The sequence below is a fragment of the Nocardia sp. NPDC059229 genome, from assembly GCF_042754165.1.
In the GTDB taxonomy this organism is placed as follows: Bacteria; Actinomycetota; Actinomycetes; order Mycobacteriales; family Mycobacteriaceae; genus Nocardia.
The window spans coordinates 181,430-207,201 of sequence record NZ_JBHZAK010000016.1 but is presented as its reverse complement, the minus strand read 5'-3'; the positions used below and the strand labels follow the sequence as shown (position 1 = coordinate 207,201).

The 25,772-nt window shown below is 67.3% G+C and carries 24 protein-coding genes and 3 pseudogenes; 18 read left to right on the top strand and 9 right to left on the bottom strand.

Features of this window, described 5'->3' with window-relative positions; translation table 11 throughout:
• Positions 1-77: 77 nt before the first annotated feature.
• The 3 genes from ACFXHE_RS31755 to ACFXHE_RS31745 all read left to right on the top strand — a co-directional run bounded on the left by ACFXHE_RS31755 (position 78) and on the right by ACFXHE_RS31745 (position 2,156).
• On the top strand, positions 78-956 hold the full coding sequence (locus tag ACFXHE_RS31755) for a tyrosine-type recombinase/integrase (RefSeq protein WP_379388167.1): 879 nt from the start codon (positions 78-80) through the stop codon (positions 954-956).
• A 240-nt stretch (positions 957-1,196) separates the two neighbouring features.
• On the top strand, positions 1,197-1,550 hold the full coding sequence (locus ACFXHE_RS31750; protein ID WP_379388166.1) for a hypothetical protein: 354 nt from the start codon (positions 1,197-1,199) through the stop codon (positions 1,548-1,550).
• A 180-nt stretch (positions 1,551-1,730) separates the two neighbouring features.
• Positions 1,731-2,156 carry a hypothetical protein gene (locus tag ACFXHE_RS31745; protein WP_379388165.1) on the top strand — a complete coding sequence of 142 codons (426 nt, stop codon included), beginning with the start codon at positions 1,731-1,733 and terminating at the stop codon, positions 2,154-2,156.
• 1,688 nt (positions 2,157-3,844) lie between these two features.
• Here the strand turns inward: ACFXHE_RS31745 and ACFXHE_RS31740 are convergent.
• A complete protein-coding gene (locus ACFXHE_RS31740) occupies positions 3,845-4,708 on the bottom strand; it encodes an SDR family NAD(P)-dependent oxidoreductase (RefSeq protein WP_379388163.1) in 864 nt (287 codons plus the stop codon).
• A gap of 82 nt (positions 4,709-4,790) precedes the next feature.
• On the opposite strand from ACFXHE_RS31740, the gene ACFXHE_RS31735 reads away from it, so the two are divergent.
• Positions 4,791-5,234 carry a winged helix-turn-helix transcriptional regulator gene (locus ACFXHE_RS31735; protein WP_379388161.1) on the top strand — a complete coding sequence of 148 codons (444 nt, stop codon included), beginning with the start codon at positions 4,791-4,793 and terminating at the stop codon, positions 5,232-5,234.
• A gap of 212 nt (positions 5,235-5,446) precedes the next feature.
• Here the strand turns inward: ACFXHE_RS31735 and ACFXHE_RS31730 are convergent, their stop codons facing one another.
• Both ACFXHE_RS31730 and ACFXHE_RS31725 read right to left on the bottom strand, forming a co-directional pair.
• Positions 5,447-5,752: a hypothetical protein gene (locus tag ACFXHE_RS31730; protein WP_379388159.1), complete on the bottom strand. Its 306-nt coding sequence runs from the start codon at positions 5,750-5,752 to the stop codon at positions 5,447-5,449.
• Entirely contained in the window at positions 5,739-6,122 is a 384-nt protein-coding gene (locus tag ACFXHE_RS31725; RefSeq protein WP_379388158.1) for a hypothetical protein, read from the bottom strand. The genes ACFXHE_RS31730 and ACFXHE_RS31725 overlap by 14 nt, the downstream gene beginning before the upstream one ends.
• 231 nt (positions 6,123-6,353) lie before the next feature.
• Here ACFXHE_RS31725 and ACFXHE_RS31720 point away from each other — a divergent pair, with 231 nt between their 5' ends.
• The 8 genes from ACFXHE_RS31720 to ACFXHE_RS31685 all read left to right on the top strand — a co-directional run bounded on the left by ACFXHE_RS31720 (position 6,354) and on the right by ACFXHE_RS31685 (position 16,302).
• The gene (locus ACFXHE_RS31720; RefSeq protein ID WP_379388157.1) at positions 6,354-7,244 is read left to right on the top strand and encodes a helix-turn-helix domain-containing protein; all 891 of its coding nucleotides are present in this window, start codon (positions 6,354-6,356) and stop codon (positions 7,242-7,244) included.
• Positions 7,241-7,450, top strand: a complete 210-nt coding sequence (locus ACFXHE_RS31715; RefSeq protein WP_379388156.1) for a DUF397 domain-containing protein — start codon at positions 7,241-7,243, stop codon at positions 7,448-7,450. Before ACFXHE_RS31720 ends, ACFXHE_RS31715 begins: the two co-directional genes overlap by 4 nt.
• A 467-nt stretch (positions 7,451-7,917) precedes the next feature.
• Positions 7,918-8,526, top strand: coding sequence for a hypothetical protein (locus ACFXHE_RS31710; protein ID WP_379388154.1), 609 nt, complete (start codon positions 7,918-7,920; stop codon positions 8,524-8,526).
• 101 nt (positions 8,527-8,627) lie between these two features.
• Positions 8,628-9,644 (top strand): TIGR03617 family F420-dependent LLM class oxidoreductase, encoded by a 1,017-nt coding sequence (locus ACFXHE_RS31705; RefSeq protein WP_379388152.1) that lies wholly within the window; start codon positions 8,628-8,630, stop codon positions 9,642-9,644.
• Between the two features lie 252 nt (positions 9,645-9,896).
• Complete coding sequence (locus ACFXHE_RS31700; protein WP_379388150.1) at positions 9,897-11,516, top strand: AAA family ATPase; 1,620 nt, start codon at positions 9,897-9,899, stop codon at positions 11,514-11,516.
• A 5-nt stretch (positions 11,517-11,521) separates the two neighbouring features.
• Positions 11,522-14,365, top strand: coding sequence for a cation-translocating P-type ATPase (locus ACFXHE_RS31695; protein WP_379388148.1), 2,844 nt, complete (start codon positions 11,522-11,524; stop codon positions 14,363-14,365).
• Between the two features lie 109 nt (positions 14,366-14,474).
• Positions 14,475-15,122: a DUF2267 domain-containing protein gene (locus ACFXHE_RS31690; RefSeq protein ID WP_379388146.1), complete on the top strand. Its 648-nt coding sequence runs from the start codon at positions 14,475-14,477 to the stop codon at positions 15,120-15,122.
• A gap of 28 nt (positions 15,123-15,150) precedes the next feature.
• Complete coding sequence (locus tag ACFXHE_RS31685; RefSeq protein ID WP_379388144.1) at positions 15,151-16,302, top strand: site-2 protease family protein; 1,152 nt, start codon at positions 15,151-15,153, stop codon at positions 16,300-16,302.
• Positions 16,303-16,321: 19 nt separating this feature from the next.
• On the opposite strand, the gene ACFXHE_RS31680 is transcribed toward ACFXHE_RS31685, so the two are convergent.
• The 4 genes from ACFXHE_RS31680 to ACFXHE_RS31665 form a co-directional block, all read right to left on the bottom strand.
• Positions 16,322-17,974, bottom strand: coding sequence for a SulP family inorganic anion transporter (locus ACFXHE_RS31680; RefSeq protein WP_379388143.1), 1,653 nt, complete (start codon positions 17,972-17,974; stop codon positions 16,322-16,324).
• A gap of 216 nt (positions 17,975-18,190) precedes the next feature.
• The gene (locus ACFXHE_RS31675) at positions 18,191-19,093 is read right to left on the bottom strand and encodes a universal stress protein (RefSeq protein WP_379388141.1); all 903 of its coding nucleotides are present in this window, start codon (positions 19,091-19,093) and stop codon (positions 18,191-18,193) included.
• A gap of 18 nt (positions 19,094-19,111) precedes the next feature.
• The gene (locus tag ACFXHE_RS31670; protein ID WP_379388139.1) at positions 19,112-19,372 is read right to left on the bottom strand and encodes an SHOCT domain-containing protein; all 261 of its coding nucleotides are present in this window, start codon (positions 19,370-19,372) and stop codon (positions 19,112-19,114) included.
• A 30-nt stretch (positions 19,373-19,402) separates the two neighbouring features.
• Positions 19,403-20,164, bottom strand: coding sequence for an SDR family NAD(P)-dependent oxidoreductase (locus tag ACFXHE_RS31665; protein ID WP_379388137.1), 762 nt, complete (start codon positions 20,162-20,164; stop codon positions 19,403-19,405).
• A 178-nt stretch (positions 20,165-20,342) separates the two neighbouring features.
• Here ACFXHE_RS31665 and ACFXHE_RS31660 point away from each other — a divergent pair, with 178 nt between their 5' ends.
• The 6 genes and pseudogenes from ACFXHE_RS31660 (at position 20,343) to ACFXHE_RS31635 (ending at position 24,877) form a co-directional block, all read left to right on the top strand.
• Positions 20,343-21,053, top strand: a complete 711-nt coding sequence (locus ACFXHE_RS31660) for an SRPBCC family protein (protein ID WP_379388135.1) — start codon at positions 20,343-20,345, stop codon at positions 21,051-21,053.
• A complete protein-coding gene (locus ACFXHE_RS31655; RefSeq protein ID WP_379388133.1) occupies positions 21,050-22,051 on the top strand; it encodes an Acg family FMN-binding oxidoreductase in 1,002 nt (333 codons plus the stop codon). Before ACFXHE_RS31660 ends, ACFXHE_RS31655 begins: the two co-directional genes overlap by 4 nt.
• A 144-nt stretch (positions 22,052-22,195) precedes the next feature.
• Positions 22,196-23,200, top strand: a complete 1,005-nt coding sequence (locus ACFXHE_RS31650) for a hypothetical protein (protein WP_379388131.1) — start codon at positions 22,196-22,198, stop codon at positions 23,198-23,200.
• A 35-nt stretch (positions 23,201-23,235) separates the two neighbouring features.
• Positions 23,236-24,153: pseudogene (locus tag ACFXHE_RS31645) on the top strand (alcohol dehydrogenase catalytic domain-containing protein); the annotation flags it as partial.
• 46 nt (positions 24,154-24,199) lie between these two features.
• Positions 24,200-24,385, top strand: a pseudogene (locus ACFXHE_RS31640) (hypothetical protein); the annotation flags it as partial.
• A gap of 105 nt (positions 24,386-24,490) precedes the next feature.
• Positions 24,491-24,877, top strand: coding sequence for a universal stress protein (locus tag ACFXHE_RS31635; RefSeq protein WP_379388208.1), 387 nt, complete (start codon positions 24,491-24,493; stop codon positions 24,875-24,877).
• Here the strand turns inward: ACFXHE_RS31635 and ACFXHE_RS31630 are convergent.
• On the bottom strand, positions 24,844-25,098 hold the full coding sequence (locus tag ACFXHE_RS31630; protein WP_379388130.1) for a hypothetical protein: 255 nt from the start codon (positions 25,096-25,098) through the stop codon (positions 24,844-24,846). The genes ACFXHE_RS31635 and ACFXHE_RS31630 overlap by 34 nt on opposite strands.
• Positions 25,095-25,766, bottom strand: a pseudogene (locus ACFXHE_RS31625) (DUF4389 domain-containing protein); the annotation flags it as partial. The pseudogene ACFXHE_RS31625 and the gene ACFXHE_RS31630, both read right to left, overlap by 4 nt.
• Between the last annotated feature and the right edge of the window lie 6 nt (positions 25,767-25,772).

Here is a 25,772-nt window from a genome sequence, read left to right as displayed (position 1 = left end):
TCTGCTCTGGCGGTTCGCCGGGACTGCGGCATCGTGAAGGATGGCTACCTCTCCCGATCTCGACGTCACCTTCGCCGGTGAGGACCTCGTGCTCCAGCTGGCCACCCTCGCCTACCTCGCCCCGCTTCTCCGCGGTCTCACGTATCCACACCAAATCCGACCTGCGCCTGTACTTCTACTGGTGCACCGACCACCAGCTCACCCCACTGACCGTCGCCCGCACCGAGGTCGAACGGTACATGCGATGGATGCAGGAGATCCGCCACTTCAAATCCGCCACCGTCGCCCGCCGCCTGGCCGTGGTCGCCGGCTTCTACCGCACCTGCGTCATCGACGGCATCCTTGACCGCTCCCCCGCGGAGTACGTGCGCCGGCCCCGGGTGTCGAACGAGTCACCGACACTGGGACTTTCACACCTGCAATTCGAAGCCCTGCTGTGCGCAGCCCGCGACTCGGACAACCCACCGGACTTCGCGCTGGTCGCCATGCTCGGACTGCTCGGGTTACGGATCAGCGAAGCCTGCCGCTGCGATATGAGTGATCTCGGCGAGGAACACGGCCACCGCGTCCTGCACACCATCGGCAAAGGCTCGAAGATCGCACTCGTGCCACTGCCGCCCGCGGTCGGCCGGGCCATCGACCGCGCCGTCGACGACCGCGGGCGCGGCCCGATCCTGCTCAACCTCCGCGGCCGGCGCATTGACCGCCACTGCGCCACCCGCCGCTTGCGGCACCTAAGCCAGGCATCGGCGGTGCGGTTGCCGAAGCTGCACCCGCACATGCTGCGCCACACCTTCGTCACCACCATGCTCGACGCCGGCGTGGACCTGCGCGATGTCCAGATCGCCGCCCGCCACGCCGACCCACGCACAACGATGCGCTACGACCGCGCCCGCACCAACCTCGATCGACATCCGAACTACATCCTGGCCGCCTACATGGCCTCAGCCACATGACATCTCAACTATCCGCACATGCCGAGTGCCGCAAGCCATTCCCTTGGATGCGGAATTGCTGCGCCCTTGCATAGGGTGGCGGCTATCGGGCCTCCATGGTGGAGTGTATAGATGACGAGATGGCAAGTCCTTCAAGACCCGTCACCCTGGCAAGACCCCACTCGAGGTCTCAGGTTGAAGGTTGGCCGTCAACTCACGCTTCAGCCACAGAATCCCAGCAGAGTTCACCCAGGCGACAAGTTGGTCTATGCAGGTCTGCTGATCCTCAACACCGGTAGCGAAACCGTCGAGCGGGAGACTGTCAGAATCACTGTGCCGGAGGCAGTTTCACTGCACACACCCGTTGCGAGCAGGTGGCTTTGGGACAACCTCGCCGGGGGCGGGTGCCAGGGAGTGCTGTCGGATGACCAGCGCACATGGGCGGGCGAGGTGAACCTCAATGTTTCGCCAGGTGAGTTCAAACTGTTTTCTACCGGCCTCAGCATCGCCGAGGACGCAGCGCCGGGACTGGTCGAAATCATCGTCGAGGCGGGGGCTCCCGCTTTCGCTGACGGACTGGCGTTTGTCGAGATTACCGCTGGGCTACACACCTAGCTGCTGCTTCGTGCGGTAATGCCGCATACCGCGCTCACCGAACCGCCCAACGCAGTGCGGCGGAAGATCAACCGGCCGTAGCCCTCCGAGCCGGCCGAACGTCCGCTACTGCCGATGTGCGTGCAATCGATGGTCCGTCGGCGTGCGCGAAGTGTCGGTGCTCCATGCCACCATCCATATATGTCACTGGAGTTCTTCAATGGGTTGTCCGGGACGCTGGCGATCGAGCTGACGGAACCGACCGAGAATGTCGCGGCGAACCTGTCTAATCAGCGCGCGACAGCAACCGCGGCGATCAGGGGAGTCTCGTTCACGCTGAATGTGTTCGAAAATGGGGAGGCTCGTGACTTGACCGTCAACGAGTTCGACCGCGTTGTCCTGGAATCGCCCATGCTGAACTTGCGTGGGTTCGGTGACCCCGTTGAACACCGAGCGCCCAACGGTAAGTGGTTCACGGTGCGTGACCTTGCCGCCGCCATCGCCGAGACGGAAAGGAGCACTCGCCAGCAGTCGCAGTGGTTCGGCGGCGTCGACGTGCATCACACCTTCTTCGAAGGCATCTACAAGAGGGACGATGGAGTTTGGGAGATCTACTGGGGGTCGTGAAAATCCTGTATTGCCGCATACCGCGCTGACCGAATCCGAACCCACCGGTTGAGCGGTAGCGGTGTCGAAGCGGTCGAGACGGCTCCGCTCGGCGCGGTCACGTCGACGGCGAAGATCGAAGCCGAACATTCCGGCCCCGATACCGTCGAGGACCTTTTGCGGCTTCCGCCGCGCGTTCCTCCGCTCAGCTGCTCGTACAGGCAGTGTCCTGTAATCAGCGTAAGGCGTTTTGTGTCAAGCGGTTCGGTCGGTGCCTCGGTCTGTCGTCGTCCCGGCATAGCGGTAATGGGGTTGGTTCCCTGCAGCGTGTAATCGGGTTGAGTGACGACAGGTCGGGGCTGCCCAGGATTACAGGCGAGATCACGGGGTGTCTCGATGCCGCGTAGGGCTCGCCCCGACCGACCGCTCGACGGCCGCCGGTCAGGCGGCGGTCGAGATCGTGGATGGTTTCGGTCTGCCGTGAGTGGCGATCTCGGCGTCCCAGTGTTGGCCGGTGGTGACGACGGCATGCAGGTGCCGCAGGATGGCTGCCGCGATCGCGGCTTCGGCCTGGGTCGGGGTGAGTCCTTCTCATCGGTCTTGTCGCTGGTGAGGTCTTCGGCACGGCGCGACCACGCGGTCATCGCCGGTTGCACACACACGAAGGCCATGCCCCGGTCAGCGGCCAACTGCCCCAGCACCCGCCACCGATGCCCGGTCGGTTCACACGCCACCGTCACACCGGCGAACCCCAGCCCTGGCAGCGTGCTCGGCCGCCCAGTCCAGGCCAGCACCAAGATCCCATGCACGACACCAGAAAGTTCTGCGCGCCAGCACTTTCGAGTCATGATCAACGACCACCACCATCTGTTTGCGTTCGGCCAGATCGATCCCGACTATCGCGTTGCTCACCGGGACCAACCCCCGCAGCCTCGCCAAACGCGCGTTCCGGTTGCGATCACCCCGGGACACGCCACTACCGTTACCCATGGAACGTCCTCCTACCGCGATGGGACACCAAGCCCGACAAGCGCATCAGGAGGACGTTCCCCACGTCCAGACATCCAACGCACAGAACGTCTTTCTATGCCGCATGGCGCGCTGACCGAACCGGCCAGCGCGGGGCATCGAAAGATCAACGGGCTGAGGGTCGCTCGGCCGCCGGCAGTGCACGCTATTGCCGAGTTGAGGAGAATGGATCGCGGCGAGCGGTTGCGGTTCAGCTGCCGGCCTGCGGTTGGATCGGTCGAAGTCCTGACCGTCCAGCACCCAAGTGGTGCGCCGAACAGGGTCTTCGATGGCCAGATGTAGGTACCAAGGTCGTCGCTGCAGTCACGCCAGGTCATGCAGCGGATTCGATCCGCGAAGTCGTTGATGTCGTCGACATCGATGGAAACGACCATCAAACCCAGTAGCCGCCAAAGCCGAAGGCGCCCTTACGATTCGGACACTCGTGCTGCATAGTCGAGATCGCCGCCCAACAGATCGAGCAACACGTGGTAGGCGTCAGCGAAGTCGACCAACGCCGCTTCCCGGGTTCTTCTGGATCTTCCCAGCCATTGACCGTGAGCTGGTGGGCGATGGCTTCCTGTGCTGTACCACGGACGACGGAAATCCAATCGATGATCGTCCGGCGCCTTTCCGCCACGCCGAAGTCGAGGGGAATTGGGAGGTTTCGCTTTTTCCGCCGATGCTATTGCAACGGGAGATCACGGCCTCGCCACCGAGTTGGCCAGGAGATGCCTTGTGGCTATGGATAGTCGCTCGGCGTCCGCGGGGTTGAGGGTCGCGAGAGTGAGTGGAAGCGTCTTGCCGCGGTCGATCGCGGTCAAGGCGGCGGTGGGCGGGCGGTCGATGAACTCGTGGATCGGCTGGACAGATTGTTCGACGGTGCGTGCCGCGAGCGCAGCGGCGACACGGATGAACGCACGCGCTGCGGCAGGGAGCGGGGTGAGGTCGCCGCTTTTGGTAAATCCGGGGTGGTACAGCACGTATCGGATCGGGTTCTCGGGTTGCGCGGCATAGGCGACGCCGAGCAGATCGTTGGCGCGACCGGCCTGGAGCTGCGCGGCGATGGTGCTGTAGCCACGCTCCAATTGAAGGTCGTTCCAGTGGATCTCGCCCTTGGTGGCGCCGACGCCAGCCACATTGACGATTACCGGGCTCGCGCTTCGCGACAGCAGCGGCTCGAGTTCGTGGCTGAGCACGTAGCGGCTGAGGTAGTAGAGCGCGAAGGTGCGCTCGAGCCCTTCCGTTGTCATGGTGCGTCGCGGCGACTGTCTATTCGCGAACAGACATAGCGCGTCGATGGCTTGATGCCGGCTGGATATCTCGCGGATGGCGGCACGCGTGTCTGCAACGCTGGATAGATCGGCCTGAACAAAATCGAACCGGCCGCCGACGCCGATCCGGTTGGCGTCGGCGACCGTTCGCTGACCCTTGCCGGGATTGCTGCCGATGACGACGACGCGATCGGCGCGCGCGGCGCGGGCCAAGGCCAAGGCGCGGCCCATGCCGTCGGTGCCGCCGCTGATGACGATGACGCGGGAGCGGTCCGAGCTTGGTGTGGGCATGGGCAAAGTCCTTCCGGCGGTTACTGATCGTGCGTACCGTCATCATCGGTAACCACGACCCTTCGAGGAAGGAGGCAGTTTCATGTCCGATACGAACATCCCTGTGCCTTCCATGGTGAGCGCGGAACTGCCGAGCCCCGTCCCGGTCGAGGAATACGAACGGTGTGCGGTTACCGATGTGCTCCGTCGTATCGGCGACAAGTGGTCGATCCTCGTCATTGTGCTGCTCGGCAAGCGCCCCTACCGTTTCGGTGAGCTACATCGCGGGATAGAGACGATCAGTCAACGGATGCTGACCCGCACGCTTCGTGGCTTGGAGCACGACGGCCTGGTCCACCGCGAGGTGTTCCCCACCAACCCGCCGAGCGTCGAATACAGCCTCACTCCGCTCGGTCACTCGTTGCTCGGGCCGCTGTCCGCCCTCGCCGACTGGGCCGTCGAGCACCAGCCTCAGATCGCAGCCGCCCGCGCAGTGCGACACGACGCCCACACCCACGTAGCCGACCGGGACTTCGAACGTGACTGAAAGTGGGGAGTTCAAGAACTGGCGGGTGTTCCGCTCCAGGCCATGAGCGACGAGATCCGGGCTGCAGCGGGGCCGGAGGGAGGCGAGACCGTAGGGAGCGCTGGGAATCCGCACGGACGCACGGGGATTCAAGCGCGCCGCGTAAGGCGCCGTGACGGTTGCCGACCGTGATGGCGGCCTCGTCGCGGGAGCCGCCTCGGCGGCGAAGGCAGTCAGTTCATGTTGATGGTGTGGCGTTCGATCACGTCATCGACCGGGCGGCCGCGTTCACCGGGTTCCGACGGTTCGGTGCCGTCGAAGATGGCGTCGAGGACCGCGGCGTGGTCGAGGGTGGCGGGCAGGCGGTGGGAGGCGCGGGCGCTGACGATGACCACGTGCAGGACGGCCGCGTAGATGAGCGAACGGGGAGCGGTCAGCCGCCACCCGCGACGCTCGCGGTCGCACAGCCGGGCTTCGACGGTATCGAGTACGTCCTGGATGACCTGGATCTCGATCCGGCCGGGGTCATCGCAGGGCATGACGACCTCCGAGAAACAGTGCGCCACAACCGAACACCGCCATCCGCAACACGACGAGAAGGGACCTACGGTGCACACCCGGCACCCGTGCCGCACGCGGATCGAGCACCATTCGCCCGGCTGCGACCAGCGCGGTCCGCGCCCGCCACCGCACCCAGCAGCTGTCCACCCCGCATCCGAGATGCACCTGCATTGCGGTATGCGCTTGTCCGGCAGTCAATGTGCCGGGATCGTCGTAGCACGACCACAGCCCACGCACCGCATACCCGGCCGCGTCGACCTCGGCGTGCTCTGTGTCAACGGTTCGCTGCTTCTCACGTTCGATGCGGTCGATGATCGACTGCACCGACCACGGATTGTTTCTGGACATCATCGACCCCCTACTCGTCGGACGGCTATGCCGCGCCGAGCATTTGGAGAACCAAATGGTGTGATTTCTCGCCGGGCGTGCGATCAGGACACCACCGATGTCCTGGCGAGACAGCGAATTCGGACGTTCCGAACACGATTGGTTCGATTGGCCAGGACGGGGTCCGCGCCCGGCGTACAGTCTGTTCCGCGATGGCGCGTGTTCCGTTCCGAAAATCCACAGGATGCACACATGACCAGCGATGACGAACCCTCGACACTGCCCAGGCGGCAACTGGGCCGGATCCTGCGCGAGGCCCGCGACAGCCGTGGATTCTCGATGGATCGTGCGGCTCGCCTGGTAGAGCTGAGCAAGACCGCGTTGCATCGCATCGAGACCGGCGGCGTGAAAAAGCTTCGCATTCGCGACATCCGAGCGTTGTGCGAGCTGTACGAGGTCACTCCCGCCGATACCGATCGGGCCGTCGAGCTTGCCAAGCAGGCGCAGGTCACCTCCTGGTACACCGCATTCGGCGGTCTCTACAGCGATACGACGTTCAATATGTTTGTCGGACTGGCGGCATCGGCCCAGCGTCTGATCACCTACCACGAGATCGTTCCCGGCCTCCTGCAAACCGCCGACTATGCCCGCGCCCTGATCAGCGCGTTCTATGTCGACAGCAGCCGGGAAGACATCGACTGCCGGGTCGAGTTGCGGCTCAAACGGCAAACGATCATCACTCGCAAAACCGATCCGGTGAAACTCGAGCTGCTGCTTCACGAGTCGGCACTGCACCGCATGATCGGCGGACCGCGCGTCATGGCTGCTCAGCTGCAGCACATGGCCGAGATCGGCAAGCTGCCGAACGTCTCGCTGCGCGTTCAGCCGTTCGCGAGTGGGTGCAGCCGTGGTCTGCTGCATGGCCCCTTTGTCATTCTCGAGTTCGGACAGAATGCCAAATCTCGCCCGATCGAGCCGCCTCTCGTCTATCTCGAGGGAGCGGGCAAACCGGACATCTACATGGAAAGCAGCGACGACATGCAGCGCTACCATGAAATAGCCTCGGCCATAAGGGAAACCGCATTGGACGAGACAGCAACACGAGACCTGCTCAGACGGGTGGCAAGGAGTCATACAGCATGAACATCGACCTGTCCGGAGCGCAGTGGTTCAAGAGCAGCCACAGTAGCGGCCAAACCGAATGCGTCGAAGTGGCCTGGCTGACCGAAGGCACGGTCGGAGTTCGCGATTCGAAGAACCCGACCGGCCCCGCCCTCGTCTTCGCCCCCGGCGAATGGGATGCCTTCGCCGCCGGCATCATTCGAGGGGACTTCAACGACCTGGTCTGAGGGTCGATCAGTGCCAAATGTGGGAAGAACCCCGTCGGTCCAGGCGGCATCATCTGCGCTGGGTGTCGTGAAGCTATCGAGGCGTTCGAACGCGAACACTCCCTTATGCGCTACTCGTGCAGTCCACGCAGGCCACATGTGGCGTGAATCCCGAAGCGATTGAGATCATTATCCGTGGACACAGAATGCCCGCCCGGGCCGCGCTGAAAGAAATTGCCGCCCGGGCGGGCGCTAACCCTTTGCGCGCCGACGCGGTGTTGTTGGGATGTCGGCACCGAGAAACCTATCGCGGCAGTCGCATTCCATCGATGACGCACAGTGCCGCTCATGCGACAGTATGTGCCGGTGCTGACCGGCGCGGTTCCACTTGAACACCCAATGATCAGCCACAATCTCGAACAGCACCTCGGCGGCTCTACCGTTGTGGCAGCGCGAGATCGTCTATCATCCGGCAGACCATCAACGGCATGCACGCACACGAGGGGAACGTGAGGACTCACGCGAGACGGGCCACTGCGGCCGATAGCGATCTGGACCCCGGATGGTTCGACGACGACGCCCAGCAGTCCGCGGCCTGGCTCGCGTGGAGCGACCAGGCTGCGATCGATGCCCGCATCGAGACGTTGTTCACCGAGACGCTGCCCCGGCTGGAGGCGGTACAGGGCAGCGAGGGCCGCCCCTCGCTCGATGACCGATTCAGCGCCGCTGCGTTCGACTGGATCGTTTCCCTGATCGACACCGCTGTGCTTGGCGAGGATGGACGGTACGCGCCCGAAAACGGTTATCTCGCCGACCAATTCATCACCTATATCGGTGAGTGGATGGTGCGGCGTGTCGAGGGTGTTTGGTTCAACTCACCTCAGAACGGTGCGCCGATCTTTGACCGGTACGGTCCGGCGGTTGGTTACCGGTGGTCGCAGGAGTCGACGAACGACTTTCTGGTGTTGCTGTTCATGATGGCCGTCGATAGCGACGATGCCCCGTATGGGTACTTCGTGGACCTATTGCACGGGCGCGCACTGACGTTCGCGGAGGAGCGAGGTCGGCAGGATCTGGAAGCGGAGATCTTGGCGTGATCGTGCGCCGGCATTGATCCGCAGGAGCAGCCCGACGGCCTGAAGCGGTGCGCCCGCTACCGTCTCCGGTGAGAATGCACCGACGCCGAGGAAGACGGTCGATGAAAGTCTATGCAGCCCTGGATCCGCGACTGCCGCTGTCCGAGGTGCCGCGGGTGGCGCGGCGGGTGGAGGACCTCGGATTCGATGGGCTTCACATCCCCGAGACGATCCACGATTCGTTCGCGGTCGCGCTGCTGGCGGCGGAGCACACCAGCCGGATCACCGTGCGCACCGCGATCACGCTGGCCTTCGTCCGGAGCCCGACACTGGTCGCGTACAACGCCTGGGATCTCGCGAAATTCTCCGGCGGGCGCTTCGAGCTGGGGCTCGGAACGCAGATCAAGCAGAACATCGAAGGCCGTTTCGGGATGCCGTGGACCGAACCCGTCGCCCGGATCGGGGAGTACGTGACCGTGCTGCGGGAGCTGTTCGCCGCCTTCGCATCCGGCGATTCGATCCATTTCGAGGGGGACAGCTACCGGCTGACCCGGTTGCAGCCCTACTTCAATCCCGGCCCCGACGACATCGCCCCGCCACCGATCCTGCTCGGCGCGGTGAATGCCGGGATGTGCCGCCTCGCAGGACAACTCGCCGACGGCGTGATCACCCACTCCACCAACTCCGATCCGGGATACCTGCGCGACGTCGTCCAGCCCGCATTGCACGCGGGCGCCGCGGAACGCTCACGCAAGGCCCCCGGAATCATCGCCGCGGTCCCGATCGCCACGGGCGCCACGGCAAAAGAGGTGGCCCGCGACCGTGAGCGGCAACGGCGGCTGCTCGCCTTCCTCTACTCCACCCCGTCCTACCGGCCGACGCTGATCCGCCTCGGTCTGCCCGAATTGTTCGATCGCCTGCGCGAATTGGTGAAAGCGCAACGCTGGGACCAACTCCACGACGTGGTCACCGACGACGTCCTCGACGCGCTGCTCATCTGCGGCGACTACGACGCCCTGCCGGACCTCGTGCGTGACCGCTACGCCGGCCTCGTCCACGGCATCGTCCTACCGGCACCCACAGCCGACCCCGAGAACACCCGGTTGATGCACGCGATCGAGTCCCTCCGAGCGTCGTAGCGAGAACAGCACGCCACTTCATGTGTGCGCGGCTCCCCCGCCCGGGAGGATGCGCGGTGTCGAACTTCCGGAAAAGCGCGGGTTGGAGCCCCGCGGTGATCACGACACCGCATGCTCATGCGCTGAGACCGCCCCGGCAGTTGCTGATCGGCGATGTAGTTACGGGCGATCGCCGGCGACGGGACCGTTGTCGTCACTGCGGGGACCTAAGTCCTCTGTTTCCGGCAGCCCGGCGCGCGGAGTGTGGGAGGCATGGACACGAACGCCTCCACCTCACGTCCTGTCGTCCGGCCCGACGACCTGCGACAGCGGGCGGTCGACCGCGCCGTGGCTGCCGAGCACCTGCGCAGCGGGACCCGCCACGATGCGCGCGCCGCGGAGCTCCGGGAAACGCACACCGGCCTGGTGGTGTTGGTCGGGGATCGGGCGTACAAGGTGAAGAAGCCCATCGTCACCGACTTCCTCGATTTCGCGACGACCGAGGCCCGGGAACACGCGCTGCGCCGCGAACTCGAATTGAATCGGCGCTGGGCGCCCGATGTCTACCTTGGCCTGGATCATCTCACCGGTCCGCTCGACAGTCCCGGCGAACCCGTGCTGATCATGCGGCGTATGCCGGAATCTCGGCGCTTGAGCAGACTGGTCACCAGCGGCGCGATCGGCCGGGCGGAACTGTCCGAACTGGCGACGGTGGTGGCCCGATTCCATCGCAATGCCAGTCGGAGCAGCACGATCGATCAGGCGGGAACGGCACAGGCCCTGCGGCAGCGATGGCGAATCGTGTTGCGCGGCCCTCGATCCCATCCACTCAGCGCGCTCGATCCCCTGCTGGTCGACCGCATCGAGCGGCTGGCCATGCGTTTCATCGACGGCCGCTCGCCGCTGCTGGCCGAACGCATTGCGGACGGCCGGATTCTGGATGGGCACGGCGATCTGCTGACCGAAGACATCTTCGCGCTCCCCGACGGCTTCCGGATCCTGGACTGCCTCGACTTCGACGACTCCCTCCGCGCTGTCGACGGCCTCGACGATGCCGCCTTCCTGGCGATGGATCTGGAGTTCCTCGGCCGGCCGCAGCTCGCCGAGGACTTTCTCACCGATTACCTGCGCGCGGCCGGGGATTCGCCGCCGGCCTCGCTGCGCCACCACTACATCGCCTACCGGGCCATGGTGCGGGCCAAGACGAACCATATCCGGGCCGCGCAGGGCGACGAGCATTTCGTCGGTCACGCGATCCGGCACCTGGATCTCGCGGTACGGCACCTGGAGGTCGGCGCGGTGCGGCTGGCTCTGGTAGGCGGCCTGCCCGGGACCGGAAAGTCCACCGTCGCAACCCGTCTCGCAGAAGCCACCGGCGCCGAGGTCATCTCGAGCGACACCGTGCGGACCCGGCTCCGCGCCTCGGGAGCGATCACCGGTGCGAGCGGCGGCCTCGACGCCGGGGCCTACCGGCCCGACGCGAGATCACTGGTGTACACCCACATGCTGGAACTGGCACGGCAGCGGCTCGCGCTCGGCGTCTCGGTGATACTCGACGCCTCCTGGATCGATGCCGCCGAACGGACCCGCGCCCGCGCACTCGCGGCGCATGCCCACGCCGAGCTGATCCCGCTGCGCTGTGAATGCCCGCCCCAGACGTACGCCACGCGAATCCGCACGCGCCGCCCCGGCGATTCCGAGGCCACCCCCGATATCGCGCATGCACTGGCCACGACCAGCTCTCCGTGGCCGGACGCGACAACAGTGGACACGACCACCTCGATCGATGCCACCGTCGCCCAGGCCTTGCGCGAGTGGAACGCGGTAGGACGTTCCGCGAGTTCTCCCGATACGGATCCGGCCGCCATCGACCTGCCCAACCGTGGCGGCTGATCCGCATGACAGCCGACACCGATGCGCGTGCAGCCGACACGTCTGGCAGCGCGCCCGGTGGCGAATCCGCGGTGCCGCCGGACCCCACCGAGCGCATCGACCTGCTGCTCCGGGATCTGCGTAGCAGCCGCACCGGGCTGACCGATCGCGAGGCGCGGCGGCGACTCGTCCACGTCGGTCCCAACCAGCTTCAGCGGCGGGGCGGCCGCACCTGGCCACGAGAATTGCTGCGGCAGTTCACTCATCCGCTGGCGATACTACTCTGGGCGGCGGCCGGATTGGCCGCCGCGGTCGGCATCGCGCCGATCGCGGCGGCCATCGTGATCGTGATCGTGATCAACGCCGGGTTCGCGTTCGTACAGGAACGCCACGCCGAGCAGGCGGTGGAGGCACTTGCCGCCTATCTGCCGACCCGGGCGACAGCATTGCGAGACGGGGCCGTCGCGGAAATCGATGCCACCGAATTGGTTCCGGGCGATGTGCTGGTGATCTCCGAGGGCGATCGGATCTCGGCGGACGCCCGCATGCTCGACGGCGGCATCGAGGTCGACCAGTCCGCCCTGACCGGCGAATCCATGCCCGTCTATCGAGCGGCTGACCTGGCCGATGCCGGCGTGCCACTGCTGCACGCGCCCGACCTGGTCTTCAGCGGAACCACCTGCACCGAGGGCGAGGCGCGGGCGGTGGTGTACGCCACCGGGATGCGCTCGGAGCTGGGCAGAATCGCGTCCCTGTCCGAGCGCGTGCGACGGGACGAGAGTCCGCTCGAACATCAGGTACGCCGGGTAGCCTGGCTCATCGCCCTGGTGTCGGTCGCGCTCGGGGCGGCCTTCATCCCGCTCGCCACCCTCGCGGCCGGGCTTTCGTTCGTCAACGCGGTGGTCTTCGCGGTGGGGCTGCTGGTCGGCAATGTCCCGGAGGGGCTGCTCCCGGTCATCACGCTGGCGCTGGCCATCGGGGTCCGCGAACTCGCCCACCGCGGCGCGGTCATGAAGCGGCTCAGCGCGGTGGAGACGCTCGGGTCCACCGATGTCATCTGCACCGACAAAACCGGCACTCTCACCGAGAACCGAATGCGAGTCGTGGTGGCGCACACCGCCGGTGGACGATTCGACTTCACACCGGAGCACCCGCCACCCGCACCACGGCTCACCCTGATCCGACTGGCCACCGCCATGGCCACCTGCAACAACGCGCGCCTTCACGGCCCCGGCGGCGATGACCGGGCGATGGGCGATCCAACCGAGGTGGCGATCCTCGAAACCGCTGCGGCGCTGGGCATTCGACTCGATCCCGAGCTGCGCCTGCGGCGTCGGGTCCGGCAGTTCCATTTCGATTCGTCGCGCAAGCGAATGTCCACGCTCGATACAGAGGATCCCGGCGTCCATGTCGTGCACGCCAAAGGCGCACCGGAATCTCTTCTGCCACTGTGTAATACGGAACTCGATGACGACGGGCAGGCGGTGCCCCTGACCGCCGCCCGCCGACATGAGCTCGGCGCGCTGGTCGACGAACTGGCCCGGCAGGGTCTGCGGGTCCTCGCCGTCGCCGAACGCCGCCTCGAAGACGGTGCGCCGGACCCACGACAACCTGATCAGGCCGAGTGCGAACTGATGCTCGTGGGCCTGGTGGCGATGGTGGATCCGCCCCGACCCGGAGTGGCCGAGGCCGTGAGCGCCTGCCACACCGCCGGGATCCGGATCATCGTCATCACCGGCGACCACGGCCTGACCGCAGCCGCGGTCGCCGCACAGGTGGGCATCACCCACGAGGAGCCGGTCATCGTGACCGGCGACGAACTCGACCTCATGTCCGAGCAGGACCTCGACCGGCTACTCGCGGGAGACTCGGCGCTGATCTTCGCCCGCTCCTCACCGGAGGCCAAGCTGCGGATCGCCGACGCGCTGCGGGAAGCCGGACACGTGGTCGCGATGACCGGCGACGGAGTCAACGACGCGCCCGCCCTGCGGCGCGCCGACATCGGAATCGCCATGGGCCGCTCGGGAACCGACGTGGCACGCGAAGCCTCCACCATGGTGCTGACCGACGACAACTTCGCCACCATCACCAGCGCCGTTCAGGCCGGGCGGCGCGTCTACGTCAATATCCGCAAGTTCATCTTCTACATCTTCGCCCACGCCACCCCGGAAGTAGTCCCGTTCCTGGTGTTCGCGCTCTCCGGGGGCGCCGTTCCGCTCCCGCTGACCGTGCTGCAACTGCTGTCCTTCGACGTCGGCACCGAAACCCTGCCCGCCCTGGCCCTGGGCCGCGAACCCGCCGAACCCGGCCTCATGGACCAGCCGCCCCGCCCACGCGGCGAACCGGTCATCCGGGCGCCGATGCTGTTTCGCGCCTGGCTGTTCCTCGGCATCCTCTGCGCAGCATTGGCCATGGTGGGCTTCTTCTGGGTGCTCCTGCGCGCCGGATGGCATCCCGGCGCGCCCACCGGCCCCGGCACCCCTCTTCACCACGCCTATCGGCAGGCGACGACCATGACCTTCCTCGGCATGGTCACCGGCCAGATCGGCACCGCGTTCGCCGCCCGCACCGAATACGCCTCCCTGCGCTCGATCGGTATCTTCTCCAACCCACTCCTGCTGTGGGGCATCGCCTTCGAGGCAGCCCTGACCGCCGTCATCATCTACCTCCCGCCCCTGCACACCCTCCTCGGCACGGCCTCCCTCACCCCCGCCATGCTCGCCTTCACCGTCCCCTTCCCACTCATCGTGTGGGGCGCGGACGAACTTCGCCGCTGGCTGGTTCGGCATCGGGCCGCCCACAGCGGGTCCGCCGGCTCCGGCGACGGCGCCCCCGAAGCCGGCAGGGCGCAAAGACCATCGCGGCGGTGACCTCTGTCGTCGGTGCGGTGGCACCAGTCCTCTGCCGTCGGGCCTGCGGGGAGCGCAGGCTCGACCTATCACCCGAGTGCCTACTCATCTCCCGAAAGGCCGTGTCGCCATGAGCCATCACACCGATCCGTTCGCACCGAGCGTGCACACCGCCCACGAATGGCTTGCGGCCGTGGCCGGAGCGATGGGCACCGAGGATCGATTCCTCGCCCATCGCGCCCTGCGTGCGTGGCTGCACACCGTGCGCGACCGCTTGGGCGTCAATGCCGCCGCGCATCTCAGCGCCCAGTTGCCCGAGCTGCTACGCGGCACGTTCTACGAGGGTTGGATCCCGGCCCACGTGCCGGTCCCGCGCGATGTGCCGTCATTCCTCGCCCAGTTCGCCCATGCCGCGGGTGTCACTCCCGAGGAGGCCGTGCCGCTGGTGGGGGTGGTGACCGATGCCCTCGCCGACCTGTTCTCTCCTGGTCAGCTCGACCATGTGCTGGCGCAGCTGCCGGTGGCGCTGCGCTTCCTCCTGCTCGGCACCGACCTGGCGGCAGTCTCCGGGGGCGCTGCGGTCTTGACACAGCCGGGGCAGATGCAGACCGATGACATCGAACGACGCCTGACCGCGCTCACCGAGGCCGTCACCGCACTCGTGCGTGGCCTCGAGTATCCCGCCGACGCCGGACCGGACGAGCACGGCGGATTCTCGGCCGCGCAGCAGGCCCACCGCATCCTGCTCACGCAGGGGCTGACCCGGTCCGAGCGCTGATCCGACCGGCACGACAGACGAGGACACCATGCAGATCCGATCCACTGTCCCACTGGGAAGAATCGGCGGCATCCGTATCGCCGCGCACTGGTCCGCGGCCGTCACCGTGGGGCTCTTCACGTGGATACTCGCCACCTACCTCCGTGGCACCGCCGGCGCCGGAATCATCTGGGTCGCGGCGATCGTCGGCGCTCTCGGATTGATCGCCTGCCTGCTCGCACACGAGCTGGCGCATTCGATCGTGGCCACCCGCAATGGGATTCATGTCGAACGCATCGTGCTGTGGCTGCTCGGCGGGGCCTCCGAGCTGACCGACGAGCCCAAGGATGCCCGGACCGACCTGCGGGTCGCCCTGGTCGGCCCCGCCACCAGTCTGCTTCTCGGCGTGATGGCCTACGGCGCGGCGGCCGTGTCGTCGGTCTTCTCCCCCGGCGGTCCGGTCACCGCAACCCTCGTCTGGCTCGCCACCGTGAATGTGGTTCTCGCCGTGTTCAATATGCTGCCGGGCGCGCCCCTCGACGGTGGGCGCGTCGTGCGGGCGGTGATCTGGTGGCGCAGCGGCGACCGCCTGCGCGCCGTGACCGCGGCCGCCCGCACCGGCCAGGTCCTGGGCATGACCCTGGGCGGCCTCGGCAGTGCCGAGATCATCGTGTTCCGTGACTTCAGCGGCCTGTGGCTGATACTGCTCGGATTGTTCCTCTACAGCGCCGCCAACAGCGAGCTGACCATGGCGGGCCTGCGACATCGTCTGGGCGCCACCACCATCGGCGACATCATGACCCCCGCGCCGCGGATGGCCGACGCCGCATGGACCCTCGACCAGCTCCTTCGATCCGACCTCGTCTACACCCACCACCACCTCTTCCCGGTCGTCGACCAGAACGGCCACCCGTGCGCCGTCCTCGCCTGGGCCGATCTCCTGCGCACCGGCGCACGTCCGCACCCCGGCCTCCGGGTCGCAGACCTAGCCCGCCCGCTCCCCCCGGCCGCGATCGCTCACTCCGACGATCTGCTCGCCGACGTCATCTCCCGAATCGTCCTGCGCCCCAACCTCGATGCCGTCGCCGTCACCGACCCCAGCGGCCGCCTCACCGGCCTGGTGACCGCTACCGACCTCGCCCTGGCCTGCAACCGTTCCGCCCTGGGGCTCCCGGCCCGCCCCTCCACCAACACGCGCTGAACAGCGCGGACCAGGGATGTCAGGCGCCCGCTCGGTGACCGTCCCGGACCGGTGCGGGCGCCAGCCGGTGCGCACAGGTGATGGCATCGGGCGTGTGGGTGAACAGGTGGTCGGCGCCGCCCGCGGGCAGGGCTCCGATCGCGGTGAGACGGCGCTGGTGATCGGGGCGAAGACCGGACATGAGCACGACGATGCGGCGGTGTTCGAGTTTGCCGATCGCGTCCTTGAGCACCAGCGCACCGGTGGTGTCCAGGGCGGTGACGTGCGACATGCGCAGGATCACCACGTGCACATCCGATACCTCGGCCAGCTCCAGCAGGAATCGGTGCGCGCCGGCGAAGAACAGCGGCCCGTCGAGCCGGTAGGCGACGATGTGTTCGTCGAGCAGGTCGTGCTCCTCGGCCAGATGATCTCCCTCGTCCAGCGGAATCTGTTGTAGGCGAGCCTCTTTCGCGACCGAGCGCAAGGCGAGCACCACCGCGATCCCCACACCCACCGCCACCGCGGTCACCAGATCGGCGGCGACGGTGACAAGGAACGTGACGCCCATGATCGCCGCGTCTCCCTTCGAAGCGCGGGCGATCGCCGCCAGCGACGCCGTCTCGACCATCCGCACCGTGGTCGCCAGCAGCACCCCCGCCAGCGCGGCGAGGGGAATCTGCCCGACCAGCGGAGCGGCCAGGAAGACGATGGCCGCCAGCACGATCGCGTGGGTGAGCGCGGCCAGCCGGGTGCGACCGCCCGAGCGGACGTTCACTGCGGTGCGCGCGATCGCGCCGGTGGCCGGGACACCTCCGAACAGCGGTGCGGCGATATTGGCCAGACCCTGACCGAACAGCTCGCGGTCGGAGTTGTGGCGGGTCCCCACCGCCATCGCGTCGGCGGCCGTGGCCGATAGCAGCGACTCCAATGCTGCCAGCGCGGCTACCGCCAACGCCGGCGCCAGCAGCGAACCCAGCTGGTCGACATGGAGGAAGCCTAGGTCGGGGGCCTGCAATCCCGACGGGATGGCGCCGATCCGGGCCAACGGCAGATCGAACACCGCCACCGCCGCGGTCGCCAGCGCCACGGCCAGCAGCGCGAACGGCCAGCGGGGCAGATACCGGCCACCGACCAGCATGAGCGCTGCCACCAGCAGGGCGGTGACGATCGGCAACGGGTCGAGATGCCCCAGGTACTGGCGCACGGCGTCCGCGGCGGCCTGCCACACCTTGTCCCCGTGCGCGTGCGCGATACCGAGCGCGGCCGGGACCTGTTGCAGCGCAATGACCACCGCGATACCGGCGGTGAAGCCCTCGATCACCGGGGCGGGCATGTAGCGCACCGCACGCCCGACCCCGGCGACCGCGAGCACCACCAGCACGAGCCCGGCCAGCAGCCCCACGGCCAGCACCCCGCTCGCACCATGCTGATGGAAGATCGGCACCAACACCACGGTCATCGCCCCCGTGGGCCCCGACACCTGGAACCGTGATCCGCCGAAGACCGCAGCAACCGCGCCCGCGATCACCGCGGTCGCCAGGCCGGCAGCCGCGCCGAGGCCCGAGGAGATCCCGAAGCCCAGCGCCAACGGCAGCGCGACCAGGGCGACGATCAGCCCGGACAGCAGATCCGCGCCCGGAGCACGCACGCCCGCACACCAGTCCGACCAGACCGGCAACAGTGCCCGCATGCTCACAGTTCTTGCACCAGAGCCGATTTCAACGCTGTCGGTTGCTCCAGTACTGCTGCCGGCCGCTCCGCAGTGGTCTGATCGTCCATGGCAACATTCTCCTTCACTAATAAGCTAGGTTATTAGTTTAGAAAACATGCAATCAATGAGCAGCATGCACCCCCTTGTCGGGGGCGGTACTGCAGTTACCACTACGCCGAGACCATGTCGGCCCGGTCAGCGGGTCGGCACCACGATCATCGGGCATTCCACGCTGTGCAGCAGCGCGTTGCTGGTCGAGCCGAGCAGCATGCCGGCGAAACCGCCGCGTCCATGACTGCCGACCACCAACAGCTGGGCGTTCTCCGCCGCATCCAGCAGGGACTGGATCGGGCGGTCGCGGACCAGGATCCGGCGGACCTGGACGTCCGGATAGCGCTCCCCGAATCCGGCGAGCCGTTCGGCGAGCAGTTCGGTTTCACGGTCGCGGACGGCGTCCCACCCTGGCAGCGGCAGGCCGTCACGGTTGGTGTCGCTCCAGGCGTGCAGCGCGTCGAGCCCGACCTTGCGACGGGATGCCTCCTCGAAAGCCAGCGTCAGGGCAGGCACGCTGTTGGGTGTGCCATCTACGCCGACGAGCACCGGCTTCTCCGCTGACACCGGGTCGATCGCCGCTGTCGAATGCACGATCGCGATCGGGCAGTGGGCATGCCGGGTCACCGCGGTACTGACCGATCCGAGCAGGCCGCGCCGGATCGCGCCGTGCCCGCGGCTGCCCACCACCAGTAGGCGCGCGTGCCGCGACCGTTCGATCAGAGACGGAATCGCCGTCTCGAAGGTGACATCGGTGCGGATGGACAGGCCGTCGCCGACGGCCGCGGTGCGCGCCACGCGACTCGCTTCGGTGACCACCCGTTCGCCATCGAGGCGGAGCCAATCGGTGTCGGTATTGGTCAGCATCGCACCGGGCCCCCATCCGCCGGGGACCGCCATCGAGGTGACGATCTCGAGCGGCGAGCCGTGCAGTGCCGCATCGACAGCCGCCCAGGCCACGGCGAGGTACGAGACGGCCGATCCGTCGGTTGCCACGACGACCGGCGGATTCAATTGCCCGCCAGGGGTTTCGGAGATCTTCGACATGCTCACGCTCCCGTCGGTCTACTGCCGCGCGCCCGAGGCCCGCAGTGCGGCAAGGCGATTGGCGTATTCGGTCTCGTCGATCTCGCCGCGTGCGAAACGCTGGGCCAGCAGTTCCTGCGGCGACGGAGATTCATAGCGGCCCGAGCGGCCCGGGTCGGATACCGCGAACCGGACCGCGAGCGCGATCCCGACGATGAGCAGTGCCCAGAAGACCAACATGCCCACGCCCATCCAGGCGTAGCCCCAGCCACTCATGTCGTGGCCGTACCAATACATCATGGCGATGCCTCCAGTTCTTTCGTGTCGCCATTACCGCTGGTCTGCACCAGACGTTTCGATCAGCCCGGCCTGACCGCTGGTCGCGCCGCCGTCGACCACGAATTCCGACCCGGTAGAGAAAGTCGCCTCCGTGACGAGGAACCGCACCATGGCCGCGACCTCCTCCGGTTCGCCGAATCGCGGCAGCGGCTGGGCGGCGGAGATCGACTCGGCCAGGCCGGTGGTCATCGCCGTATGGATCAGCCCGGGGTGCACCGAGCACACGCGAATGCCGGACGAACCCAGTTCCAGCGCCGCGGCTTTGGTCAATCCGCGCAGTCCCCACTTGCTGGCGACGTATCCGCTGATGCCCGGGTAGCCCACCAGGCCGGCGGTCGAGGAGATATTGACGATCGTGCCGCCGCCCGCGGCACGCAGGCGCGGCGTGGCCAGCCGCATCCCGAGCCAGGGCCCGTAGAGGTTGACGTCCAGCACGTGCCGGAACAGGGCGGGCGACTCGGACTCGACGGTCCCGAGGTCGAGGATCTCGGCGGTGTTCACCAGTGCGCCCAGCGGGCCGAATTCTCGCTCGGTCTTCTCCAGCGCCCGCTGCCACTCCGTCTCGTCGGTGACGTCGAGATGATGGAATCGTGCTTTCGGCCCATGGATTTCGGCGAGCTTGGTCCCGGCGTCGGTGCGCAGGTCCGCGATGACGACGCCGAAGCCCGCCTTCACCAGTTCCGCGACCACCGCCGCGCCGATTCCCCGCGCACCGCCGGTGACGATCGCGCTCCGGTCCACGAACTCCGTCATGGCCTGTCCTCCGATCCGTGCGAATCCGCCGTTCGTTCACAGCATCCCGCGCGGGTGGGCTGCGGCGAGATGGCCGAAAGTCACCGGTTCCGAGGGCGGATGTCGGGCCATCGGTCCCTGCGGAAATCCCGCGGCGCGGCCGAGGATCGATATCGACGGACCACCGAGAGGAAGAACCGTGAAGACACCATTGGCGACCGTGATCGGCGTGGCCTCGGCCCTCACCGGGCTGGCGGCCGGATACCGGCTCTTCGCACGCACCAAGTGCGTGACCTGGGGCTCGACCGCCGAGGAGGTCGGGCGGACGATGCCCGGTGACGAACTGCTGCCCGAGGCCGGCACCGTCACCACGCGTGCGATCACCGTCGCCGCCACGCCGGAGCAGATCTGGCCGTGGCTGGTTCAGATGGGACCGGGCCGGGCCGGCGCCTACACCTACGACTGGATCGAGAATCTGCTCGGCCTGGACATGCACAGCGCCGACCAGATCCTGCCGGAGTATCAGCAGCTTGCGGTGGACGATGTGCTGCCGATGGGCAAGTCCGGTCCCGCGATGCGGGTGGCTGTGCTGGACCGTCCGCACGCCTTCGTGCTGGCCTCGACCGACCACCACTGGGTGTGGGCGTTCGGCCTCTACCCGACCGCCGAGGGCACCCGGTTGATCAGCCGCAACCGCATCGCGCTACCGGATGCCGGTCTGCTGCAACGTCTCTTCTACATGCTGATCATGGAGCCCGGCAGCCTCATCATGGAGGCCAAGATGCTGCGGGGCATCAAGGAGCGTGCCGAACGGACCGCGCCGGCACTCACCCTGGTGACCAACGTCCCTGGTCAGCAGGCGGAAAGCCCGTATGTTCCGGACTGGCCGACGCGAACACTCGAAGTATGACCGCAATGAACGCCACCCCGCTCGCCGTACCCGACCACCGCACGCTGACGGCCGCGATGCTGCTGGCTTCACGCGCGCCCTCCGTGCACAACACCCAGCCCTGGCATTGGCGCTTCGACGGCGCGCGGCTGCACCTGCGCACCGATCCCGATCGGCTGCTCACCGCCGCGGACCCGCACGGCCGCCAGCAGGTGATCAGCTGCGGCGCCATGCTGCACCATGTGCGCACCGCGTTCGGCGCGCAGGGCTGGCACACCGACACCACCCGGGTCCCGGACCCACTGGATCCCGGCCGCCTGGCCGAGATCAGCTTCCGGCCCTGGCCCGATCCCCCATCGGGTTTGGTGGCCCGGGCGGGCGCCATCGAGCACCGCCGCACCGACCGGCTGCCGCTGGGCGCGCCCCCGAACTGGGAAGACCTCCAGCGGAGGCTGCGAATGCTGGTCTCGCCGCACTACCTGGAGCTGGATACGCTCGACGACGCGGTACAGGCCAGGCTGGCCGCGGTATCCCAGCAGACCGCGGCGCTGCGCCGACACGACATGATGTACCAGGCCGAAATCGGCTGGTGGGCAGGGCATTCCGGAGATCCCGAGGGCGTTCCGGCCGCGGCGCTGGTCTCGGACGCGGAATTCGCCCGGGTCCGGGTGGGCCGGGTCTTCCCGTCCGCGGCGCATTCCATGCGGCGCGCGGAGACCGACGACCACGCCGGCACGGTCATGCTCAGCTCGGAGGGCGATTCCTTACCCGAGTGGCTGGCGACGGGCGAGGCCCTCTCGGCGGTGCTGCTCGAATGCACGGCGGCCGGGCTGGCGACCTGCGCGCTCACCCACATCACCGAATTGCCCACGGCCCGAAACATTCTCACCAATCTGCTGCGGCATCCCGGCACACCGCAGATCGTCGTGCGGATCGGCACCGTACCGGACGGGGAACCGCCCCTGCCGCCGACTCCCCGGCGCCCGCTGGCCGACATCCTCACGATCGAACAGGGCTGACACAGGCGAGCGCGGCGCCGCTCCCCGGCCGCACGGCGCGCCGTCCGCGGCTGCCCACGCGGTCGGCTCGAGATGGGCGGAATCAGCCTGCTCGTCGGTTGCCCGATCGCTCTCCTCCGCAGTAAGTGAAAGGCGGTATCCACCATGATCAGCGCGGCGTCGCAGGCGGTGTCCGGGAATCCGGCCCCCTTCACGTGGGTGACGGCGGTTTCGATGCTGGTGTTCTGCGGCATCCTTTGGCTCATCGTCGACTACATGCGCACCCATCCACGACCCGCGATGTGGGTGTGGGGACTGTCGCTGCTGACGTTCCCGCTCTGGATCTGGGGGCCCGGGCGTGATATCGGCCTGATCAACTGGTTCTCCTGGGCCAAGATCCTGTCGGTGCTGATCCCGCTCACCCTGGTCGGCGCGATGCGGATCTCCGTGGCCGAGCAACGCCCCGGACGGGTGTGGGAGATCCTGCGCAACCCGCGATTCCTGTGGTTCCCGTACGCGATCCTGTTCCTCAACATCGCCGAGGCCACCCTGCGCGACGCCCAGATCGGCAACTACTGGAACGCCGCGGTCGGGCTCGGACTGTGCCTCACGATCCCCTACTGCCCGCGCTTCTGGGAAGTGCTGCCCGGCCGCAACGCCGAACTCGTCGCCTACACGACCATGGCGTGGAACTTCCTCTACACCACCTGGAATCTGTGCTTCACCTTCGGCGGATATCCCCCGCAGGAAGAGCATTTCGCAGCCAGCATCTGCATTCTCGCGGTCGCGGAGATCTATCCGCTCGTCAAGCGCCGCCCAGAGCTCTACATCATGGCGCGCATCTACACGCTGCCCGTGCTCATGCTGGTGATCGCGATCTACAACATCTTCCCGAAGGTGATGCCGTCGGACGGCTGGTTCAACAATGATGTCTGGATCGTCTGGGGCATAGCCAATTTCGTCCTCACCATCCCCTACCTGTTCTGGTACACCTGGCAGCTCGAGACCGGCCGCGCCTTCCTCACCTTCCGCCGCGGCCGCGCCCGCGAGGACTTCCTGCGCCGGCACGGCGAACAGGTCCACCAGCTCATCGACTTCGCCGATTCCCTCGACGCCGCGACCGATACGCACGGCCGCCGATCACGCACCGCGGCAGCACCGGACCGGTAGGCCGGTCGACATGTCCGCGCACAGGAGGTATTCCCATGCGAGCAATGGTTTTTCATGGACCCGGGCAGAAATCCTGGGATGAGGTTCCCGACCCGATCATCACGCAACCGACCGATGCGATCATCCGCGTCGAGGCGGTGACGATCTGCGGCACCGATCTGCACATTCTCGAGGGTGACGTCCCCGAGTTCGCGCCCGGCCGGATTCTCGGTCACGAAGCCGTGGGCACCATCGTCGAGGTGGGTACCGGAGTGCACACCCGCAAGGTCGGCGAGCGGGTCCTGGCCTCCTGCATCAGCGCTTGCGGCGCATGCCGATTCTGCCGGGAGGGCCGCTACGGGCAGTGCCTCGGCGGTGGTGGCTGGGTCCTCGGCCATCTCATCGACGGCACGCAGGCGGAAATGGTGCGCGTCCCCTTCGCCGATACCTCGACCTATCCGATCCCCCGGAGCATCTCCGACGAGCAGATGCTCATGCTCGCCGACATTCTGCCCACCAGCTACGAGGTCGGCGTCCTCAACGGCGCTGTGCGGCCGGGCGATACGGTAGCGATCATCGGCGCGGGTCCGATCGGGCTGGCCGCGATCGTCACCTCCCGGCTCTACAGCCCCGGCCACATCGTGGCCATCGACCTGGCCGACAGCCGACTCGACGCCGCCGCGAAACTGGGCGCGGATGTGATCGTCAACAGCGGCCGCGACAATCCGGCCGACGTGATCGCATGGCTGACCGGCGGCCTCGGCGCGGACGTCACCATCGAAGCGGTCGGCATCCCCGAAACGTTCGAAACCGCAGTCGACCTCGTCCGCCCGGGCGGTCACGTCGCCAATATCGGCGTCCACGGCAAGCCCGCCACCCTGCACCTCGAGAAGATCTGGATCCGGGACCTGACCATCACCACCGGCCTGGTCGACACCTACTCCACACCCCGGCTCATCGACCTGGTGGCCAGCTCCCCGCGGCGACGGCGAGGCGGAGCACACTCACCCGAGCGGACGGGTGGTGCGCTGGCACGAGATCGCCGCGCACACCACCGAACATGCTGTGGCACTGGTCCGTTCCTGTGCGCCGGAGCTGCCCGTCACCACCGAGGTCACCCCCGAGGCGGCCGCTCCCGCGCTCATCGCGCGCAGCACGCACGCCCGGATCCTGGTGGTCGGGGCCCAGACCGCCTGGGATGGGCGGCTGGTCGGCCCGACCACGATGGAGGTCGCACGCCACGCGCGGTGCCCGGTCGCGGTATGGCGCGGTAGAGCGGGCCGGCGCATTCCGCGGCGGAAACCGGTCACGGTGGGTGTGGACGGCACCCCGCCCAGTACTGCGGCCCTCGCGCTGGGATTCGAACTCGCCGAAGCACTCTCGGTGCCGCTGACCGCCGTGCACTGCCGGCCGGGGAACCGGATCGTGCCGATCGGACCGGCAGCCGGCCACACGGCCACGGACGATGCCGTCCTGACGAGTGCGCTGGCCCCGCATCGCTTGGCTCACCCGGACGTGGAGGTCACCGAGGTGACCGTTCCCGGCATACCCGCCACCGTTCTGGCGGAGGCGGGACACGACTCCCAGCTACTGGTGGTCGGCACCCGCGCCCGCAGCTCCGCGACCGCCGCATTGTTCGGTTCCACGAGCCGGGATCTGTTGCATCACTCCCCCTGTCCCGTCGTGCTGTGCGGTTGAGCGGCCAGGTGTTCGGCGAGGCTGCGGAAGGGCCAGAGGGGTTCGTAGCGGAAGTCGGCGCCGGCCGACGAGGCGACGGTGGCCGGCGGTGCCGGCGCGGACTGGTCATTGCGATCGCAGAGGATCGCCACCAGGGCCGCGGCGGCCAGCACCACCGCGACCGCCAGCAGCACGGCAATGATCGCCCAGCGTTCCGGCACCCGGGGGAATCGCGTTGTCACGGCACGACATCCTCGGCTGCTTCCCGCGGGCCCTGGTCGAGCCGGAAGGGTGGATAGTCGTCGGTCAGCAGCGCCGAATACGCCAGGACGCGGTAGAACCACCGGTTCACGCCGAGGACGAATCCGAACAGTCCGCGCGGGTAGCGGCCGGTGAACAGCAGGGCGACCGCGGCGATCAGTACCAGCACGCCGATCAGCGGAATCGTGTTGTTGCCGTTGCTGTTGCCCGTGTCGCCGCCGAGCATCACACCGCCGCCGAACAAGGCGGCCAGAATCAAATAGTGCGGGATGGCGAGCAGCCACCATTTCACGAGAGCGAGCCCGCGCGAGAGCTGTTCGGGGTAGTCGATCTCCAGATCTGCCGGGTAGTCGGTCTGCCGCAGGGTGAACGGCGGATACTTGTCGGTGCCCAGTGCCGCGTAGGTGTAGAACTGCACCCGCCAGGACCAGCGCATCACACCCACGGTGAAGTCGAACAGGGAGCGCGGGTAGCGCCCGGTGAACAGGATCGCGAACCACGCCACCACCGTGACCACCCAGAAGGCGATCCACAGGAACAACAGCACGATGTAGTGGGGTATCGCGAGGATCCATTTCACCAGCCACAGCCAGCGGGAGAGCGGTTCGTCCAGGTCGCCGCGCAGTCGGACGGAGCGGACAGTGGAGGGTTCGGG

Coding starts and splice junctions, on each gene's coding strand:
- ACFXHE_RS31745 (WP_379388165.1), top strand. CDS start 1,731: ATGTCACTGGAGTTCTTCAATGGGTTGTCCGGGACGCTGGCGATCGAG.
- ACFXHE_RS31740 (WP_379388163.1), bottom strand. CDS start 4,708: ATGCCCACACCAAGCTCGGACCGCTCCCGCGTCATCGTCATCAGCGGC.
- ACFXHE_RS31735 (WP_379388161.1), top strand. CDS start 4,791: ATGTCCGATACGAACATCCCTGTGCCTTCCATGGTGAGCGCGGAACTG.
- ACFXHE_RS31730 (WP_379388159.1), bottom strand. CDS start 5,752: ATGCCCTGCGATGACCCCGGCCGGATCGAGATCCAGGTCATCCAGGAC.
- ACFXHE_RS31725 (WP_379388158.1), bottom strand. CDS start 6,122: ATGTCCAGAAACAATCCGTGGTCGGTGCAGTCGATCATCGACCGCATC.
- ACFXHE_RS31720 (WP_379388157.1), top strand. CDS start 6,354: ATGACCAGCGATGACGAACCCTCGACACTGCCCAGGCGGCAACTGGGC.
- ACFXHE_RS31715 (WP_379388156.1), top strand. CDS start 7,241: ATGAACATCGACCTGTCCGGAGCGCAGTGGTTCAAGAGCAGCCACAGT.
- ACFXHE_RS31710 (WP_379388154.1), top strand. CDS start 7,918: ATGCACGCACACGAGGGGAACGTGAGGACTCACGCGAGACGGGCCACT.
- ACFXHE_RS31705 (WP_379388152.1), top strand. CDS start 8,628: ATGAAAGTCTATGCAGCCCTGGATCCGCGACTGCCGCTGTCCGAGGTG.
- ACFXHE_RS31700 (WP_379388150.1), top strand. CDS start 9,897: ATGGACACGAACGCCTCCACCTCACGTCCTGTCGTCCGGCCCGACGAC.
- ACFXHE_RS31695 (WP_379388148.1), top strand. CDS start 11,522: ATGACAGCCGACACCGATGCGCGTGCAGCCGACACGTCTGGCAGCGCG.
- ACFXHE_RS31690 (WP_379388146.1), top strand. CDS start 14,475: ATGAGCCATCACACCGATCCGTTCGCACCGAGCGTGCACACCGCCCAC.
- ACFXHE_RS31685 (WP_379388144.1), top strand. CDS start 15,151: ATGCAGATCCGATCCACTGTCCCACTGGGAAGAATCGGCGGCATCCGT.
- ACFXHE_RS31680 (WP_379388143.1), bottom strand. CDS start 17,974: ATGCGGGCACTGTTGCCGGTCTGGTCGGACTGGTGTGCGGGCGTGCGT.
- ACFXHE_RS31675 (WP_379388141.1), bottom strand. CDS start 19,093: ATGTCGAAGATCTCCGAAACCCCTGGCGGGCAATTGAATCCGCCGGTC.
- ACFXHE_RS31670 (WP_379388139.1), bottom strand. CDS start 19,372: ATGATGTATTGGTACGGCCACGACATGAGTGGCTGGGGCTACGCCTGG.
- ACFXHE_RS31665 (WP_379388137.1), bottom strand. CDS start 20,164: ATGACGGAGTTCGTGGACCGGAGCGCGATCGTCACCGGCGGTGCGCGG.
- ACFXHE_RS31655 (WP_379388133.1), top strand. CDS start 21,050: ATGACCGCAATGAACGCCACCCCGCTCGCCGTACCCGACCACCGCACG.
- ACFXHE_RS31650 (WP_379388131.1), top strand. CDS start 22,196: ATGATCAGCGCGGCGTCGCAGGCGGTGTCCGGGAATCCGGCCCCCTTC.